Here is a 15,729-nt window from a genome sequence, read left to right on the forward strand (position 1 = left end):
GTCGGGCAGACACTCGAACCTTCCTGTCTGAACCACCCGGTAATCACAATGAACAAACTTCCGCAGATAACGCTCGCGTTCTGGGTCATGAAAATCTGTGCCACCACGTTAGGCGAAACAGCAGGCGACTTGCTGTCGATGACCCTCAACGTTGGCTATCTGATCAGCTCCCTTATTCTGATCAGCGTGTTCGTCGTCACGCTCATCACGCAACTGGCCTCCAAACGCTATAACCCGGCGCTGTACTGGTTAGTGATTCTTTCCACCAGCACGGCGGGCACCACCATGTCCGACTTCATGGACCGTACGCTGGGCCTTGGTTATGCGGCGGGTTCGGCGATTCTCGTGGCGATCCTGCTGGCGATCTTCTCGGCCTGGTACTGGAGCGAACGGTCTTTGTCGGTCAGCCGCGTCACCACGCTGAAGGCCGAGCTGTTCTACTGGTTCGCGATCCTGTTCTCCAACACCCTGGGCACTGCGCTGGGGGACTTCCTGGCGGACGACTCGGGGTTGGGTTTCATGGGCGGGGCACTGCTGATCGGCTCGGCGATTGCCGTGGTCGTGGTGCTTCACTACACCACCCGATTGTCTTCGGTGGCGTTGTTCTGGATCGCGTTCGTGTTGACTCGCCCGTTCGGGGCGACATTGGGAGACGTGCTGACCAAACCCCATGAAAAAGGCGGGCTGGACTTCGGCACGGTGGGTTCTTCGATGGTACTGCTGAGCATTCTGGTGCTGCTGGTGGGCACCGCGATGTACTACAACCGCAGGCCCGCGCCGGCCTATGCGGCGATCAGCGACAAGTAAGGGCACGCGCTCAATCAAACCAAGGCGCGCTTGCCTGGGACCGAAGCACTTCAACCCTCGCTACACAGGCTGACGTTCAACGGTCACAGGCAAACGCGGCCAGGGTCACGTGCTCAGGAATGCCCTTCCCACGGCAGCGGTTTGCCCGCTCGCACCCTCGCGTTCAGCGAGCGCAACAGGTCGAGGGGATCACGGTCTTTCATCGCATGACTCTGCTCGTCGACCCAGGTCATGACCTGCTGCCGGTCGAGTGTCGGCCGGCGGTGCAGGATTTCCACCAGCTGCCGCTCGCAATGCTGGGCATACGCAACGACGCTGGAAAACAATGGGCTGTTCATGCTGCCAACACCTCGCCACCGAATACGCGTTCAGCCTTGATAAGGCGCCAGTTCTGATAGTGCTGCTTTGGTGATGCTCCCGGTACTACTGTCGTTACAACCATCCGCCACACAATAGCACTGGCGCGCCTTCGGGACAGCGGCAAGCCGGTGCGGGAAAGGGATGTCGTTGCATGGCAGAGGCAATGTTGAGCCTGCGGCGAGGCCGGTGCTAACATTCGCCACCGCCGAGCAGGCAAGGACATACCGGTTTATGAGCAGCATCCGCGAGCGCAACAAAGAACTGATCCTGCGCGCAGCCAGTGAAGAATTTGCCGATAAAGGATTCGCCGCCAGCAAGACCAGCGACATCGCCGCCAAGGCAGGTGTGCCCAAGCCCAATGTCTATTACTACTTCAAATCGAAGGACAACCTGTACCGCGAGGTGCTCGAAAGCATCATCGAGCCGATCATGCAGGCGTCGACGCCGTTCAATCGTGAGGGGGTGCCGGCTGAAGTGTTGACGAGCTACATCCGCTCGAAGATTCGCATCTCCCGCGACCTGCCCTTCGCTTCAAAGGTGTTTGCCAGCGAGATCATGCATGGCGCGCCACACCTGACGTCCGAGCAAGTGGAGCAGCTCAACGGCCAGGCCAGGCACAACATCGAGTGCATCCAGGGCTGGATCGACGATGGCCTGATCGCGCCAATCGACCCCCATCATCTGATGTTCAGCATCTGGGCCGCGACCCAGACCTACGCCGACTTCGACTGGCAGATTTCAACGGTGACGGGTAAAGCCAGCCTGGACGACGCCGATTATGAAGCGGCCGCCCAAACCATCATCCGGCTGGTGCTCAAAGGGTGTGAGCCTGACCGCTGAGGCTACTGGCTGTCGTGTTTGTCGTAGCCCAAGGCCTTGTTAACGCCCTGCAAGAGCTGGCCAAAGCTCCAGGGCTTGCGAATGAACACGACCGGGTGGACGACGCCAGAGCTCTCGGGTGTCTCGTGACCTGACATGATCAGGATCGGGATGTGCGGGTATTTGTTGCCGGACAGGTTCGCCAGATCGGCACCGTTCAACTGACCCGGCATCAGGATATCGGTGAGGAGGAGCGCCACGTCGTCCGAGTTGCTCTCGAGGTACTTCGCAGCCTCGTCGGCACTCTCCAGCGCAAAGGTCTTGAAATCTTCATCCTCGAGGATCTCGCAGACGAAATCGCGAATGATTTCCTCGTCCTCAACTACCAGAATGAGTCTTTTGTTCGGTACGTCTGCTGCCATTTGCGCCACATCCACAATAATTATTTCCCATGCCTGCCCGGCCGGCCCTGTCCTGGACTCGGGTGTAGTCCGTACTGTGAGCAGCGCGAGCGCCGGAAATTCCATCGGGAAACAACATTTGGTCGAAACGTCGTACAGATTCGGGAAATGAATGCCTACTAAAAGGCCCTTCACCAAAGCCCAGGCAATAAAAAACCCGCCGAAGCGGGTTTGTGCAACACCGTCCAACTTCCTGTTGGCCGCCAATGCCTGGCAACGGTCGATCATCCTTGATCCTGCAGCGGTCCGTTGCTGCAGTTGATGGATCCAATGTACCGCGCCGAGGTGTTTCAACCTAGAGCCAAGTTCCTCAGCTCGTGTAAGCCTTTCGCTATAGCTGCATCTCATCTGACGCCGTACGAAGATATTTCTCACAGCTGATGTGGCTCAGGGACTAGCAATTACAGATATATCCCTGCGCCACTCTCAGGTTTGTCCCCGGCAAGCCGAGACGCTTAAAGACAGCGCGTCCTCTCCCCTTCGTTTGACGGTCATCGATGCGCTGTCGAGGCCGGTGTGCACGGCACGCTGCCCCTGAACGCCTGGCCCAATAAAAAGAACAAAGAAACGGAGTGACGATCATGAATATGCGCAATCTTTCCATCAGCCGGCGCTTGTGGCTGATTCTCATCGTCGCCGTGTTGATGCTGTTTACATTGGCGGGGGCGATGCTCAAGCAGATCCACGACGATCTGTACGAAGCCAAGACCGTCAAGACCATGCACGTGGTGCAGACCGCCAGCGGCCTGCTCGACTACTACCATGGCCTGGAAACCGCCGGCACCCTGACCCGCGAGCAGGCGCAACAGCAAGCAATGGATGCCATTCGCGGGCTGCGCTACAACCAGACCGACTACTTCTGGATCAACGACCTGCGCCCGGTGATGATCATGCACCCGGCCAACCCCAAGCTGGTGGGCCAAGACCTTTCCGCCATCAAAGACCCGGACGGTTTTCAGGTCTTCAACGAAATGGTCACGCTGGCCAAGGCAAAAGGCGCGGGGATGGTCAACTACCGCTGGCCCAAGCCCGGCGCCACTGACGCGGTGGGCAAGACCTCGTACATCTCGCTGTTCGCGCCGTGGGGCTGGATCATCGGCTCCGGCGTTTACATCGATGACGTGCAGGCCGAATTCTACAAGCAGGTGGTCAAGGCGCTGTCGATCAGTGCCGGCATCATTCTGGTCATGGCGTTGCTGTTGATTTTTATCGCACGCAGCATCGCCGGCCCGCTCAAGGCCACCGTCGAGGCAATGGCCAATATCGCCAGCGGCGAAAGCGACCTGACACGCACCTTGGCAACCGAGGGCAACGACGAAGTCACGCAACTGGCCCGACATTTCAATGGGTTCACCGCCAAGCTGCGGCGAGTGGTCAGCGAGCTGCAGTCCTCTGCCGTGGGCCTGGGCCAGGCGTCGAGTGAGCTGGGCAGCAATGCCATTCAGGCCCAGGAGCGCAGCCAGCAGCAGTCGCTGCAGATGGAGCAGGTGGCGACGGCGGTCAATGAGGTCACCTATGGCGTGCAGGACGTGGCGAAGAATGCCGAGCACGCCGCCAGCGAGATGCGTAACGCCGAGTCCCAGGCGCAGCAGGGTCAAGCCAACATCGACAGCAGCCTGAAGCAGATCGGGCACCTGTCCGGCACCATCGATCAGGCTGTGGAAGTGATTCGCACGCTGGCCAGCGAAAGCACGCAGATCGGCGGGGTGCTGGAGGTGATCAGTTCGATTGCCGAGCAGACCAACCTGCTGGCGCTGAACGCCGCCATCGAAGCCGCCCGCGCCGGGGATCAGGGCCGTGGCTTCGCCGTGGTGGCAGACGAGGTACGCCTGCTGGCCCAGCGCACGCAGAAATCCACGGCGGAAATCCAGGCGATGATCGAGCGCCTGCAAGCCCATTCGGACGCTGCCGTGAAAGTGATCGCCGACAGCAGTCGTTCGTCGCAGCTGACCATCGAACAGGCCAACCTGGCGGGCCAGAGCCTGACCTCGATCAGCCAGGCACTGCGCAACCTCAACGGCCTCAACGCCTCCATCGCCAGCGCGACCCTCGAGCAATCCCACGTGGTGGAAGACATCAACCAGAACGTCACCCAGGCGGCGCAGCTGTCCCAGAGCACGGCGGTGGCGGCGGAACAGTCCAGCGCGGCGAGCCATCAGCTCAAGGGGTTGAGTGAGCAGCTGAACGGGTTGTTGCGGCAGTTTCGGGTGTAACAACCAGATTGAGCCCCATAAGATTTGCGGTGTAACGACTGACGCTTTCCCGGCTAAAGCCGGTCCCACAGGGGCACGCGGTGTTAGTGGGACCGGCTTTAGCCGGGAAGAAGCCAGTGTGAACGCCATCAATTTTGCGGTGTGGCGCCTGACGCTTTCCCGGCTGAAGCCGGTCCCACAGGCGTACGCGGTGTTTTCGTAGGACTGGCTTTAGCAGGGAAGAGGCCAGCATGAACGCCATCAGATGCGCGGTGCGACGCCTCAGAAGTTGCGCTCCTGAGCGCTTTGTCCCACGCTCTGCCGACCTTGCACGCGGAACGACCCCATGGACAGCAACATCAGCTGGCGCGAACAGCTACGCATCATCGTTTTTCAGAGTGACACCAAACCCGGCCGACGCTTCGACAAGATCCTGCTGGTGCTCATCCTCTTCAGCCTGCTCGTGGCGATCATCGACAGCATCGAGGCCGTGCACCGCAACTACGCCGCGCCGCTGGCCTGGATCGAGTGGACCCTGACCTTCATCTTCGCGGTCGAGTACCTGGTGCGCCTGTACTGCTCGCCCAAGCCCCTGAGGTACGCGTTCAGCTTCTACGGCCTGATCGACCTGCTGGCCATCGTCCCGGGCATCCTGGCGATCTATTACAGCGACGCGCAGTACCTGCTGATCGTGCGCGTGGTGCGCATGCTGCGGATCTTCCGGGTGCTCAAGCTCAGCCCGTATCTGAAACAAGCCAACTACCTGCTCGCCGCCCTGCGTGGCAGCAAACAGAAGATCATCGTGTTTCTCGCCACCGTGTCGACGCTGGTGACGGTGTTCGGCACGCTGATGTACGTCGTCGAAGGCCCGGAGCATGGCTTCACCAGCATTCCCAAGGGCATCTATTGGGCGATCGTCACGCTGACCACGGTGGGCTTTGGCGACATCGTGCCGAAGACGCCGATCGGGCAGATCCTGTCCTCGTTGGTGATGATCACCGGTTACTCGATCATCGCCGTGCCCACCGGGATTTTCACCGCCGAACTGGCCAATGCCATGCGCGGCGATCAGCTGCAGCACGACTGCCCGGTCTGCGCGAAAAACGCCCATGAACCCAACGCGGCGTTCTGTTCGCGCTGCGGCAATGCGTTGTTTCCCAAACTCGGCGCGATGGCCGCACCGGCAGGCGCGCAACGGGACATAAGCACATGAGTTTTTGATCTATAGAGCCGCTGGGGACTTTGGTTATAGTCGCCAGCCATTGGCTATCTCGTCTGGTTATAAGAACGGCTCATCCAAGAGCGAATCACTAAACGTCCCCTGCTCAACGCCACAAGGAATCCACAGTGAAAAAGATCTTCGCCGCTTCCCTGCTCGCTGCAGGACTGGCCCTGGGCAGCGCTGCACAGGCCGCCGCGCCGTCGTTGCTCAACGTGTCGTATGACGTGATGCGCGACTTTTACAAGGACTACAACGCCGCGTTCCAGAAGCACTGGAATGACGAGCACCAGGAAACCCCGACGATTCAAATGTCCTTCGGCGGATCGAGCAAGCAGGCGCGTTCGGTGATCGACGGCCTGCCCGCCGATGTCATCACCATGAACATGGCCACCGACATCAACGCGCTGGCCGACAACGGCGAACTGGTGCCAAAGGACTGGGTCACCCGCCTGCCGAACAACAGCGCACCGTTCACCTCGGCCACGGTGTTCATCGTGCGCAAGGGCAACCCGAAGGCGCTGAAGGACTGGCCGGACCTGATCAAGGATGGCGTTGAAGTCGTGGTGCCGAACCCGAAAACCTCGGGCAACGGCCGCTACACCTACCTCTCGGCCTGGGGCTACACGCTGAAAAACGGCGGCGATGAAGCGGCGGCGAAGAAGTTCGTCGGCGAGCTGTTCAGCCACGTTCCGGTGCTCGACACCGGCGGCCGTGGCGCGACCACCACGTTCATGACCAACCACATCGGCGACGTGCTGGTGACCTTCGAGAACGAAGCGGAAATGATCGCCCGCGAGTTTGGTCGTGATCAGTTCGAAGTGGTGTACCCGAGCGTGTCCGCCGAAGCCGAACCGCCCGTCAGCGTCGTGGACAAAGTGGTCGACAAGAAAGGCACCCGCGCGGTGGCCGAGGAATACCTGAAATACCTGTGGTCGCCAGAAGGCCAGCAAATCGCTGCCGCCAACTACCTGCGCCCACGGGATCCGGCGGTGTTGGCCAAGTACACCGATCGCTTCCCGAAAGTGGACTTCCTGTCAGTGGAAAAAACCTTCGGCGACTGGCGCACCGTGCAGAAGACCCACTTCAATGATGGTGGGGTGTTCGACCAGATCTACCCGGCCAAGTAAGGCCTCCGGGTTGCCGGCGGCGTGGCTTGGATAGGTTAAGATCAAGGGCGTCTGCCTAGGGGCAGACTGTTTCGCCTTCGGCGAGTTACTTGATAAAGCCCCAAGTAACCAAGGGCTTTTGCTCCTGGTTGGGCCCGACTTCGTCGGGTTCCTTCACTCCGGTCTTGCTCCGTGGGCCCGCGCCGAACGGACATCCATGTCCTGACGGCGCTCTCGCCGTATCCATGCGGCTCGGTCCACTGCGCAAAACCTGAGCTCAGCCTGCACCCAAGTCGCGATGGGTGTCGTCTGGGCGCTATGTGTTTGAAGATCAAGATCAAGATCTAGAGCAGATCAACCGCTTCCCGGCTGAAGCCGGTCCTACGAGTGCGCGGTGTTCCGGTGATCTTTGATCGTTCCCCCCGACTCTGATCGTTACCCCCGCTCCGCGTGGGAATGCATCCCGTGACGCTCCGCGTCACCTCCCCAAGCCTTGATGCGCGTCGTATACGGGACGCGGAGCGTCCGGACGCGGAGCGTGGGAACGATCAAGATTGATGGTGAGCAAACCGGCCTCTTCCCGGCTGAAGCCGGTCCCACTAACAGACCGCGCGCGCCCGTAGGACCGGCTTCAGCCGGGAAGCCTTTGATCTGCTTTTGATCTGCTTTTGATCTTAATACGCAAAAGGATCAAGCGCCGCCAAACGCGACTTGGGTGCAGGCTGAACGCAGGTCTCGCGGAGTGGGCCGAGCGGCATGGATGCCGCGAGAGCGCCGTCAGGACATGGATGTCCGTTCGGCGCGGGCCCACGGAGCGAGACCGGAGTGAGGGTACTCCGACGAAGGAGGAGCCCAACCAGGAGCAAGCACCCTTGGTTACTTGGGGTGCTTTTCCAAGTAACTCGCCGAAGGCGAAACAGTCTGCCCCCAGGCAGACGCCCTTGATCTTGATCTTGATCTTGATCCTGATCCTGATCCTGATCCTGATCCTGGCGTACTAGGCCCCCCGCCTAATTCAATTCCCGAACTGCTTGCTCAACCCCGGCGGTACGCCGCTGCTGTCTGTTTCCTGCCAAGGACCACTTGGCGAAGTCGACCAGGTCCAGCCGTTGTTCCAGCGGTAATAGGTGCGCTGGCGATAAAAGGTGTTCGGCACGTTATCCAGCACATGCACGCCCAGGCGCGCGTCCCAATGGCTGTTGCCACCCGGCGGCGGGGCGAAGTGCGAGGAGGTTTTCGGGCCTGGCGCAGGAATCGGGGCAGAAGGCGGCGTCTCTGGCGCCGTGCGCGGCGTGCCGGGCTGCGGGGTCGGCGACGGACCGGGCATGGTCGGGATCGGTTCGGAGCTCTGCGGCCCTGGATGCTGCACCGCACAAGCGGCGGTCAATCCCACCACCAGACTCAACAAGGCAAAACGGGCGACGCGATACATAAGGGCTCTCTACTCGCTGCGTTAACGGGGTTACTGATCGGGACTGTCGATGGTCAGGGCCTGCAGCGCCGTCACATTGCTCGGCAACGGCTGGCTGCGACCGACCCATTCCCCTGCCGTGGGCTGACCGGCACGGGACACCCGGGCCACGAGTTGGACTTCGGCAAAGTTCGACAGTTTCAGCTGCGGCATCATCGCGTCGGCGTCGGTCAGCTCGACCTCCACTGGCAAGTCGGCCACGGTCACCCGCTTGACCGCCAGCGGCGCCGGCGGTCCTGACACCGCGCGGGCAAACACAAACACCGTATCGCCCGGCTGCACCTTGGCTTTCACTGTCTCAGACAGCGTGACCCGCACCTTCAGACGCGCGCCCAGCACCGCCACCGGCGGGGTGTCTTCCAGCGTGCCGCCGCTTTGCACGAGCTTGCCGCGGGCGCGTTTGATCCCGCCTTCCAGCGCCCCACGGGAAGGATCGTTCGGCGGCAACACCGCCAGTAAACGTGTCCAGTAACTCACCGCCTGATCGAAGTGCTGGCTTTCGAACGCATTGATGCCCATCAGGCCCAGGCTGGTGACTTCCCTGGGATTGAGCTTCAGCGCTTCTTCGGCAATCCCCTGAATCTGCGGGGTCCAGGCCTTGTTACCGGCGAAGTACAACGCCTGGGCCCACTGCCCCAGCAGTTCGGGCTGACGACCGGCCAGCTTGGCCGCGCGCTCAAACATGCGTGCGGCATCGGCGGGGCGATCCTGGGCCATGTAGGTCCGCGCGAGGAAGTACGCACTCTCGGCGGAATCCGGTTGCGCCTTCACCGCACGCTCCAGCCGCTCAGTCATCTGCGCCAGTGAACCCGGTGGCTGAGAGAACTCCCGGGTCAGCTCGACCTTGTCCGACGCGCCGAAATGCAGGTACAGGCCCAACGCCAACACCGGGACCAGCATCGCCGCGAGCAACGGCAGCGGTTTGCCCAGGCGCGACACCCGCTCGGCACCCGCGCCTTCGGTGTCGGCGAGCAGTTCGCGCGCAGCCTCGGCGCGACCGCCGTCCAGTTGCGCCGACGAGAGCACGCCCTCCTCCTGCTGCGCTTGCAGCTCGGCGATGCGTTCCTGATACAAGGCGACGTTGAGGGCAGTGCGGTCTTCCTCAGTCTGTGCGCGACGGCCACGCACCACCGGGATCAGCAGGAAACAAAGAGCCACCAGCAACAACAGGCCGGCGGCCATCCAGAAATCAATCATTCGCGGTTCTTATCCAGCAAGTGGGCGAGGCGCTGACGCTCCTCCTCGGAAAGCACATCGGCGTCGTCGCGGCCTGAGCGACGACGACGCACGACGATCACGCCAATCAACACCGCGCCGCCCAGCAGCAAGCCGGCCGGACCGAACCAGAGCAGCCAGGTGTGGGCATTAAGCTCGGGCTTGTAGCGCACGAACTCGCCGTAGCGATCGACCATGAAATCGATGATCTGCTGATTGCTCTGGCCTTCGCCGAGCATGCGGTAGATCTCTTTGCGCAGGTCGGCGGCGATGGGCGCGTTGGAATCGGCGATGTCCTGATTCTGGCATTTCGGGCAGCGCAGCTCGCGGGTCAGCTCGGCATAGCGAGCCCGCTCGGCGTCGTCCTTGAAGGTGTAGGCATCAATCGCTGCATGGGCCACACCTGCAAAACCCAGCGCCAGTACCGCAGCAGCCGCCAGCCGCCGTCCCCCCTGCAGGAGCGCGCTTGCCCGCGAAGAGGCCAGACCAGCCGGCACATCATCGCGCCTGATCATTGCTTGCCCTCATCAACCAGCGCCTGATACTGGCCCGCCAGCTTTTCGCGCCAGACCGTCTCGTCGATCACGCCCACGTGCTTGTAACGAATGACGCCCTTGGCATCGATCAAAAAAGTCTCCGGCGCGCCATAGACACCCAGGTTCAAACCCAGGCTGCCCGCTTCGTCATTGATGTTCAGCTGATACGGGTCGTGAAACTCCTTGAGCCACTTCTGCGCATCGGCATTCACATCCTTGTAATTGACGCCGTAGATCACCACGCCCTGCTGCGCCAGTCTGGTCAGCACCGGGTGCTCGTCGCGGCAAGCCACGCACCAGGTGCCCCAGACGTTGACCAGCGCCGGCTTGCCCAGCAGGTCGGCGCGGGTCAGCGGCTTGCCGTCCTGCACGGCGGGCAAGTTGAATTCAGGGAATGGTTTGCCGATCAGCGCCGACGGCAATTCCGACGGATCCAGATACAAACCTCTGTACAGCAAGCCCGCCATGCCGAGAAACAGCACCAGGGGGATCAGCAACATCCAACGCTTCATACCGCCGCTCCCGTCATGCCCAGTGCGTCACGCACTTTCGCGCGGACTTTGACGCGGTAACGTTTGTCCAGCGCCGCCAGCAGCCCGCCCAGTGCAGTGATCAGCCCACCGAACCAGATCCAGCGCACGAACGGCTTGACGTGGACACGCACCGCCCACGCGCCGTTTTCCAGCGGTTCGCCCAGCGCCACATAGAGATCGCGGGTGAACCCGCCGTCAATGCCGGCCTCGGTCATCATCGAGCGCTGCACGGTGTACAGGCGTTTTTCCGGGTGCAGCACAGTGATTTCCTTGCCGTCTTCCAGCACGCGAAGGGTGCCGCGATCGGAGGTGAAGTTCGGGCCCTGGTAATGCTGGGCGCCCTCGAACACAAACATGTAGCCACCCAGTTCCACCGACTCGCCGGGGGCCATGCGCAGGTCGCGTTCGGCGCTGTTCTGGCTGGACAACACCACGCCCAGCGCCAGCACCGCGATACCCAGGTGCGCCACCTGCATGCCCCAGTAACTGCGGGTCAGCGAGCGCATCCCTTTGAGCAGGCCCTTGTGGCGCGTCTTGTCGAACAGGTCGCGCACGCCGGCCAGCAACACCCAGGCCGCGAGCAAACAGGTGGCAAGCACGGCCCAGTGGAAGTCGGCCATGGCGAAGCCGGCCACTACGGCCAATACCGCGCTACCAACCAATACCGGCGCGAGCATGCTCAGCAGCCACTTGACCGGCGTGTCCTTCCAGCGCACCAGCACGCCCACCGCCATCACGGCCATGAGCAAGCCCATCAGCGGCACGAACAACGCATTGAAATACGGCGGGCCGACGGACATCTTCGCCCCGCTGAGGGCATCCAGCACCAGCGGGTAGAGCGTGCCGAGCAGAATCATCGACGCTGCCACCACCAGCACCAGGTTGTTGCCCAGCAGCAAGGTTTCCCGCGACCACAGGCCAAAGCCGACATGGCTTTTCACCACCGGCGCGCGAATGGCGAACAGGGTCAGTGACCCGCCCACCACCATCAGCAGGAAGATCAGGATGAACACGCCACGGGCCGGATCGGAGGCAAACGCGTGGACCGAGGTCAGCACCCCCGAGCGCACCAGGAAGGTGCCGAGCAGGCTCAGCGAAAACGCCGCGATGGCCAGGAGCACGGTCCAGCTTTTGAACACGCCGCGCTTTTCGGTGACCGCCAGGGAGTGAATCAGCGCCGTGCCCACCAGCCACGGCATGAACGAGGCGTTCTCCACCGGGTCCCAGAACCACCAGCCGCCCCAGCCCAATTCGTAATAGGCCCACCACGAACCCAGGGTGATGCCGACGCCGAGGAAAGCCCAGGCGACGATGGTCCACGGCCGCGACCAGCGCGCCCATGCCGCATCAAGACGACCGCCGAGCAAAGCGGCGATGGCAAAGGCGAACGCCACGGAGAACCCGACGTAACCCATATATAACATCGGCGGGTGGACGATCAGGCCGATGTCCTGCAGCAGCGGGTTAAGGTCGCGCCCGTCCTGGGGAATCTGCGGCAGGATGCGGCTGAACGGGTTGGAGGTGAGGATCAGAAACAGCAGAAAGCCCACGCTGATCATGCCCATCACCGCCAGCACACGGGCGAGCATGACCTGGGGCAATTGTCGGGAAAAGATCGACACGGCAAAAGTCCAACCGCCGAGGATCAGCGCCCAGAGCAGCAACGACCCTTCGTGAGCACCCCAGACGGCGCTGAATTTGTAGTACCACGGCAGCGCACTGTTGGAGTTTTCCGCAACGTACGCCACGGAAAAGTCGTCGACCATAAACGAATGGGTCAGGCAGCCGAAGGCAAATACCAGAAACGCAAACTGCCCCCACGCGGCGGGCTGCGCGAGGCTCATCCACAGACGGTCGCCGCGCCAGGCGCCCATCAGCGGCACGATGGCCTGCACGAGGGCGAAGCAAAGCGCCAGAATCATGGCCAGATGGCCGAGTTCGGGAATCATGATTTACCCCTGTTTGTCCGGGAGAGCGGCGGGCGTGGCGGCAGGTGCGGGCTGGCCGCTGTCTTTCAGCGCTTTGGCGACTTCCGGCGGCATGTATTTCTCGTCGTGCTTGGCCAGCACTTCATCGGCGACGACCACGCCGTCGGCATTGAGCTTGCCGAGGGCGACGATGCCCTGCCCTTCGCGGAACAGGTCCGGCAGGATGCCGCGATAGGTGATGGGCACCGACTTGTTGAAATCGGTGACGGCAAACGTAACGTCCAGCGAATCCGGCGAGCGCTGGAGCGAGCCCTGGACCACCATGCCCCCGGCGCGAATCCGCGTGTCACGGGGCGCCTCGCCGCCGGCAATCTGGGTCGGGGTGTAGAACAGGTTGATGTTTTCCTTCAGCGCGCTGAGTGCAAGGCTGACCGCAATGCCGACCCCGGCGAGGATCGCCACAATGATCAACAGGCGCTTTTTTCGCAGCGGATTCACGTAATGCTCTCCCGGCGCAGACGACGCGCCTCTTGTTGCAGGTAACGCCGACGCGCGAAAACCGGAGCCAGGACATTGATCGCCAGCACGGTGAAACAGAGGCCATAAGCCGACCAGACATACAGCCCGTGCCTGCCCATGGCGAGAAAATCGCTGAAAGACTCGAAGCTCATCGTTCGGCTCCGTTACGAGGGGACGCTGTGTGGCCAAGGTGCTTCATTACTGCATCCTTGACCCAACCGGCGCGGGCCTCGCGCTTGAGCACTTCCAGGCGCATGCGCATCAGCAGCACCGCCCCGAAGAAGCAGTAGAACCCCAGCACGGTGAACAGCAGCGGCAACCACATTTCAGCGGGCATGGCCGGCTTTTCCGTCAAGCTGAAGGTCGCGCCCTGGTGCAGGGTGCTCCACCATTCCACTGAATATTTGATGATCGGGATGTTGATCACGCCAACGATGGCCAGCACGGCGCAGGCCTTGGCGGCGCTGTCGCGGTTGGTGATGGCGTTGCCCAGCGCGATCAGGCCGAAATACAGGAACAGCAAAATCAGCATCGACGTCAGCCGCGCATCCCAGACCCACCACGAGCCCCACGTCGGCTTGCCCCAGATTGCGCCGGTGACCAGCGCCAGGGCGGTCATCCACGCACCGATGGGGGCTGCGCATTGCAGGGCGACGTCGGCCATCTTCATCTTCCAGACCAGCCCGACCACCCCGCACACGGCCATCATCACGTAGCAGGACTGAGCCAGCATCGCCGCTGGCACGTGGATATAAATGATGCGAAAGCTGTTGCCTTGCTGGTAGTCGGGCGGCGCGAACGCCAGGCCCCAGACCACGCCAATGCCGATCAACAGGGCCGCAGCGATGCTCAGCCACGGCAGCAGACGGCCGCTGATGCCGTAAAACCATTTGGGCGAACCGAGTTTGTGGAACCAGGCCCAACTCATGCCGCCTTTAGCCTTGGCGCTTGTGTTCATCACGCTGCCTTTTCATCACGGTGCTTTTTAATACGCTGCTCGTTATCACAGTGCGTCTCAGCCAGAGGCGCTGTCAGGGCAAGGCACTTCTTATGACTGAAGCGTCCAGGACCTGCCGACGGAAAAACTGTCCGCGCGGTCAGGGTGCGATTATTCGCCAACGCTGATCTTCAAACCAGCGGCAATTGCAAAGGGCGTCAGGGTGACCGCCAGTGCGGTGAGGCTGCCAAGCCAAAGCAGATAACCGGTCGCGGGCATGCCCTCAAGGGCAGCCTGCAGGGCGCCGCTGCCGAGAAGCAGCACCGGGATGTACAGCGGCAGAATCAACAACGCCAGGAGCAGACCGCCGCGCTCGAGCCCTACGGTCAACGCCGCGCCCACCGCGCCGAGCAGGCTCAGCACCGGCGTACCCAGCAGCAGCGACAGCAGCAGCACCGGCAAACACGCGATGGGCAGGCCCAGCATCAGCGCCAGCAGCGGGGACAGCAACACCAGCGCCAGCCCGGAAAACGCCCAGTGCGCCAGCACTTTCGCCAGCACCAGCAGCGCCAGCGGTTGCGACGACAGCACCCATTGTTCGAGGGAGCCGTCTTCGAAATCACTGCGAAACAGGCCGTCCAGTGACAGCAGCACAGACAACAGCGCCGCCACCCACACCAACCCTGGCGACAGGCGCTGCAGCAGTTGCGTATCAGGGCCGACGGCCAGGGGAAACAGCGCGATGACGATGGCGAAGAACACCAGCGGATTAAGCAGCTCGGCCGGGCGCCGAAACAGCAGGCGCGCTTCACGGGCAATCAACAGGGTAAACACGTGACTCATGCCGCCCATTGCCCCAGGTCCAGATCGCGATAACCCGAAGGCGTACGGCTCAGGGTGTGGTGGGTGGTCAGCACCACGGCGCCGCCGTTTTCACAGTGCGCGGCCAGATGAGCTTCAAGTTGCGCGACGCCCTGTTTGTCCAGGGCGGTAAAGGGTTCGTCGAGCATCCACAGGCCGGGGCCGGGCAGATACAGGCGGGCCAATGCCACGCGACGCCGTTGACCGGCCGACAAGGTGTGGCACGGCACGTCTTCAAACCCGCGCAGGCCAACCGCTTCGAGGGCGCGCCAGATGTCGGCGGGCTGCACGGGCGTGTGCAGCGCGCAGAGCCAGGCGAGGTTTTCCAGAGGGGTGAGCAAATCCTTGATGCCGGCGGCGTGGCCAATCCACAGCAGGTGGCGGGTCAACTCGCTGCGCTGACTGGCGAGGGGCTTGCCGTCCAGAAGCACACTGCCGGCGGTAGGCTGCATCAGCCCGCACAACAGGCGCAGCAGGCTGGTCTTGCCGCTGCCGTTGGGGCCGCTGATCTGCACCATGTCGCCCGCGCTCAGCCGCAATTCGAGACGCTCGAACAGCAGGCGCCAGTCACGCTCGCAAGTCAGCGCTACGGCTTCAAGAACGGGGATCGACATGAGGACCTTCTTTTCGGTAGCAGCGGCACGGCGGTTCAAGTCGGGATCATGACGGCCGTTATACTGATGCAGCTTAACGGTGGACCGCCGACGAAGTCGGTGCCGGATTATACATACCCGGCCCCGCCATCCAGAGCGCAAATTTACC

The 15,729-nt window shown here is 62.1% G+C and carries 17 protein-coding genes; 5 read left to right on the plus strand and 12 right to left on the minus strand.

Features of this window, described 5'->3' with window-relative positions; all coding sequences use genetic code 11:
• Positions 1–48: 48 nt before the first annotated feature.
• On the plus strand, positions 49–807 hold the full coding sequence (locus EC919_RS18495) for a COG4705 family protein (protein ID WP_133775856.1): 759 nt from the start codon (positions 49–51) through the stop codon (positions 805–807).
• A gap of 113 nt (positions 808–920) precedes the next feature.
• Here EC919_RS18495 and EC919_RS18500 read toward each other — a convergent pair whose 3' ends face one another.
• Positions 921–1,145 carry a hypothetical protein gene (locus EC919_RS18500; protein WP_065988731.1) on the minus strand — a complete coding sequence of 75 codons (225 nt, stop codon included), beginning with the start codon at positions 1,143–1,145 and terminating at the stop codon, positions 921–923.
• 253 nt (positions 1,146–1,398) lie between these two features.
• Between EC919_RS18500 and EC919_RS18505 the strand changes: the two genes are divergently transcribed.
• Entirely contained in the window at positions 1,399–2,007 is a 609-nt protein-coding gene (locus tag EC919_RS18505) for a TetR/AcrR family transcriptional regulator (RefSeq protein ID WP_133775857.1), read from the plus strand.
• A gap of 2 nt (positions 2,008–2,009) precedes the next feature.
• Here the strand turns inward: EC919_RS18505 and EC919_RS18510 are convergent, their stop codons facing one another.
• Positions 2,010–2,408: a response regulator gene (locus tag EC919_RS18510; protein ID WP_133775977.1), complete on the minus strand. Its 399-nt coding sequence runs from the start codon at positions 2,406–2,408 to the stop codon at positions 2,010–2,012.
• Positions 2,409–3,028: 620 nt separating this feature from the next.
• Between EC919_RS18510 and EC919_RS18515 the strand changes: the two genes are divergently transcribed.
• The 3 genes from EC919_RS18515 (at position 3,029) to EC919_RS18525 (ending at position 6,988) form a co-directional block, all read left to right on the plus strand.
• Complete coding sequence (locus tag EC919_RS18515) at positions 3,029–4,660, plus strand: methyl-accepting chemotaxis protein (protein WP_133775858.1); 1,632 nt, start codon at positions 3,029–3,031, stop codon at positions 4,658–4,660.
• A 325-nt stretch (positions 4,661–4,985) separates the two neighbouring features.
• Complete coding sequence (locus EC919_RS18520; RefSeq protein WP_133775859.1) at positions 4,986–5,852, plus strand: ion transporter; 867 nt, start codon at positions 4,986–4,988, stop codon at positions 5,850–5,852.
• Between the two features lie 134 nt (positions 5,853–5,986).
• A complete protein-coding gene (locus EC919_RS18525; RefSeq protein WP_133775860.1) occupies positions 5,987–6,988 on the plus strand; it encodes a sulfate ABC transporter substrate-binding protein in 1,002 nt (333 codons plus the stop codon).
• Positions 6,989–7,982: 994 nt separating this feature from the next.
• On the opposite strand, the gene EC919_RS18535 is transcribed toward EC919_RS18525, so the two are convergent.
• From EC919_RS18535 to ccmA, 10 genes are all read right to left on the minus strand, one after another.
• Entirely contained in the window at positions 7,983–8,399 is a 417-nt protein-coding gene (locus tag EC919_RS18535; RefSeq protein WP_133775862.1) for a hypothetical protein, read from the minus strand.
• Between the two features lie 30 nt (positions 8,400–8,429).
• Complete coding sequence (gene ccmI, locus EC919_RS18540) at positions 8,430–9,635, minus strand: c-type cytochrome biogenesis protein CcmI (protein ID WP_133775863.1); 1,206 nt, start codon at positions 9,633–9,635, stop codon at positions 8,430–8,432.
• On the minus strand, positions 9,632–10,168 hold the full coding sequence (locus tag EC919_RS18545) for a cytochrome c-type biogenesis protein (protein WP_133775864.1): 537 nt from the start codon (positions 10,166–10,168) through the stop codon (positions 9,632–9,634). The genes ccmI and EC919_RS18545 overlap by 4 nt, the downstream gene beginning before the upstream one ends.
• The gene (locus EC919_RS18550) at positions 10,165–10,701 is read right to left on the minus strand and encodes a DsbE family thiol:disulfide interchange protein (RefSeq protein WP_133775865.1); all 537 of its coding nucleotides are present in this window, start codon (positions 10,699–10,701) and stop codon (positions 10,165–10,167) included. Before EC919_RS18550 ends, EC919_RS18545 begins: the two co-directional genes overlap by 4 nt.
• Positions 10,698–12,671, minus strand: coding sequence for a heme lyase CcmF/NrfE family subunit (locus tag EC919_RS18555; protein WP_133775866.1), 1,974 nt, complete (start codon positions 12,669–12,671; stop codon positions 10,698–10,700). The genes EC919_RS18550 and EC919_RS18555 overlap by 4 nt, the downstream gene beginning before the upstream one ends.
• A gap of 3 nt (positions 12,672–12,674) precedes the next feature.
• Complete coding sequence (gene ccmE, locus EC919_RS18560) at positions 12,675–13,148, minus strand: cytochrome c maturation protein CcmE (protein ID WP_133775867.1); 474 nt, start codon at positions 13,146–13,148, stop codon at positions 12,675–12,677.
• Positions 13,145–13,321, minus strand: coding sequence for a heme exporter protein CcmD (gene ccmD, locus EC919_RS18565; RefSeq protein WP_133775868.1), 177 nt, complete (start codon positions 13,319–13,321; stop codon positions 13,145–13,147). The genes ccmE and ccmD overlap by 4 nt, the downstream gene beginning before the upstream one ends.
• Positions 13,318–14,097 (minus strand): heme ABC transporter permease, encoded by a 780-nt coding sequence (locus EC919_RS18570; RefSeq protein ID WP_133775978.1) that lies wholly within the window; start codon positions 14,095–14,097, stop codon positions 13,318–13,320. The genes ccmD and EC919_RS18570 overlap by 4 nt, the downstream gene beginning before the upstream one ends.
• A 180-nt stretch (positions 14,098–14,277) precedes the next feature.
• Positions 14,278–14,949 (minus strand): heme exporter protein CcmB, encoded by a 672-nt coding sequence (gene ccmB, locus EC919_RS18575; RefSeq protein ID WP_133775869.1) that lies wholly within the window; start codon positions 14,947–14,949, stop codon positions 14,278–14,280.
• Positions 14,946–15,581, minus strand: a complete 636-nt coding sequence (gene ccmA, locus EC919_RS18580; protein ID WP_133775870.1) for a cytochrome c biogenesis heme-transporting ATPase CcmA — start codon at positions 15,579–15,581, stop codon at positions 14,946–14,948. The genes ccmB and ccmA overlap by 4 nt, the downstream gene beginning before the upstream one ends.
• Positions 15,582–15,729 lie beyond the last annotated feature (148 nt).

This window comes from Pseudomonas graminis (assembly GCF_004364335.1).
Classification (GTDB): domain Bacteria; phylum Pseudomonadota; class Gammaproteobacteria; order Pseudomonadales; family Pseudomonadaceae; genus Aquipseudomonas; species Aquipseudomonas graminis_D.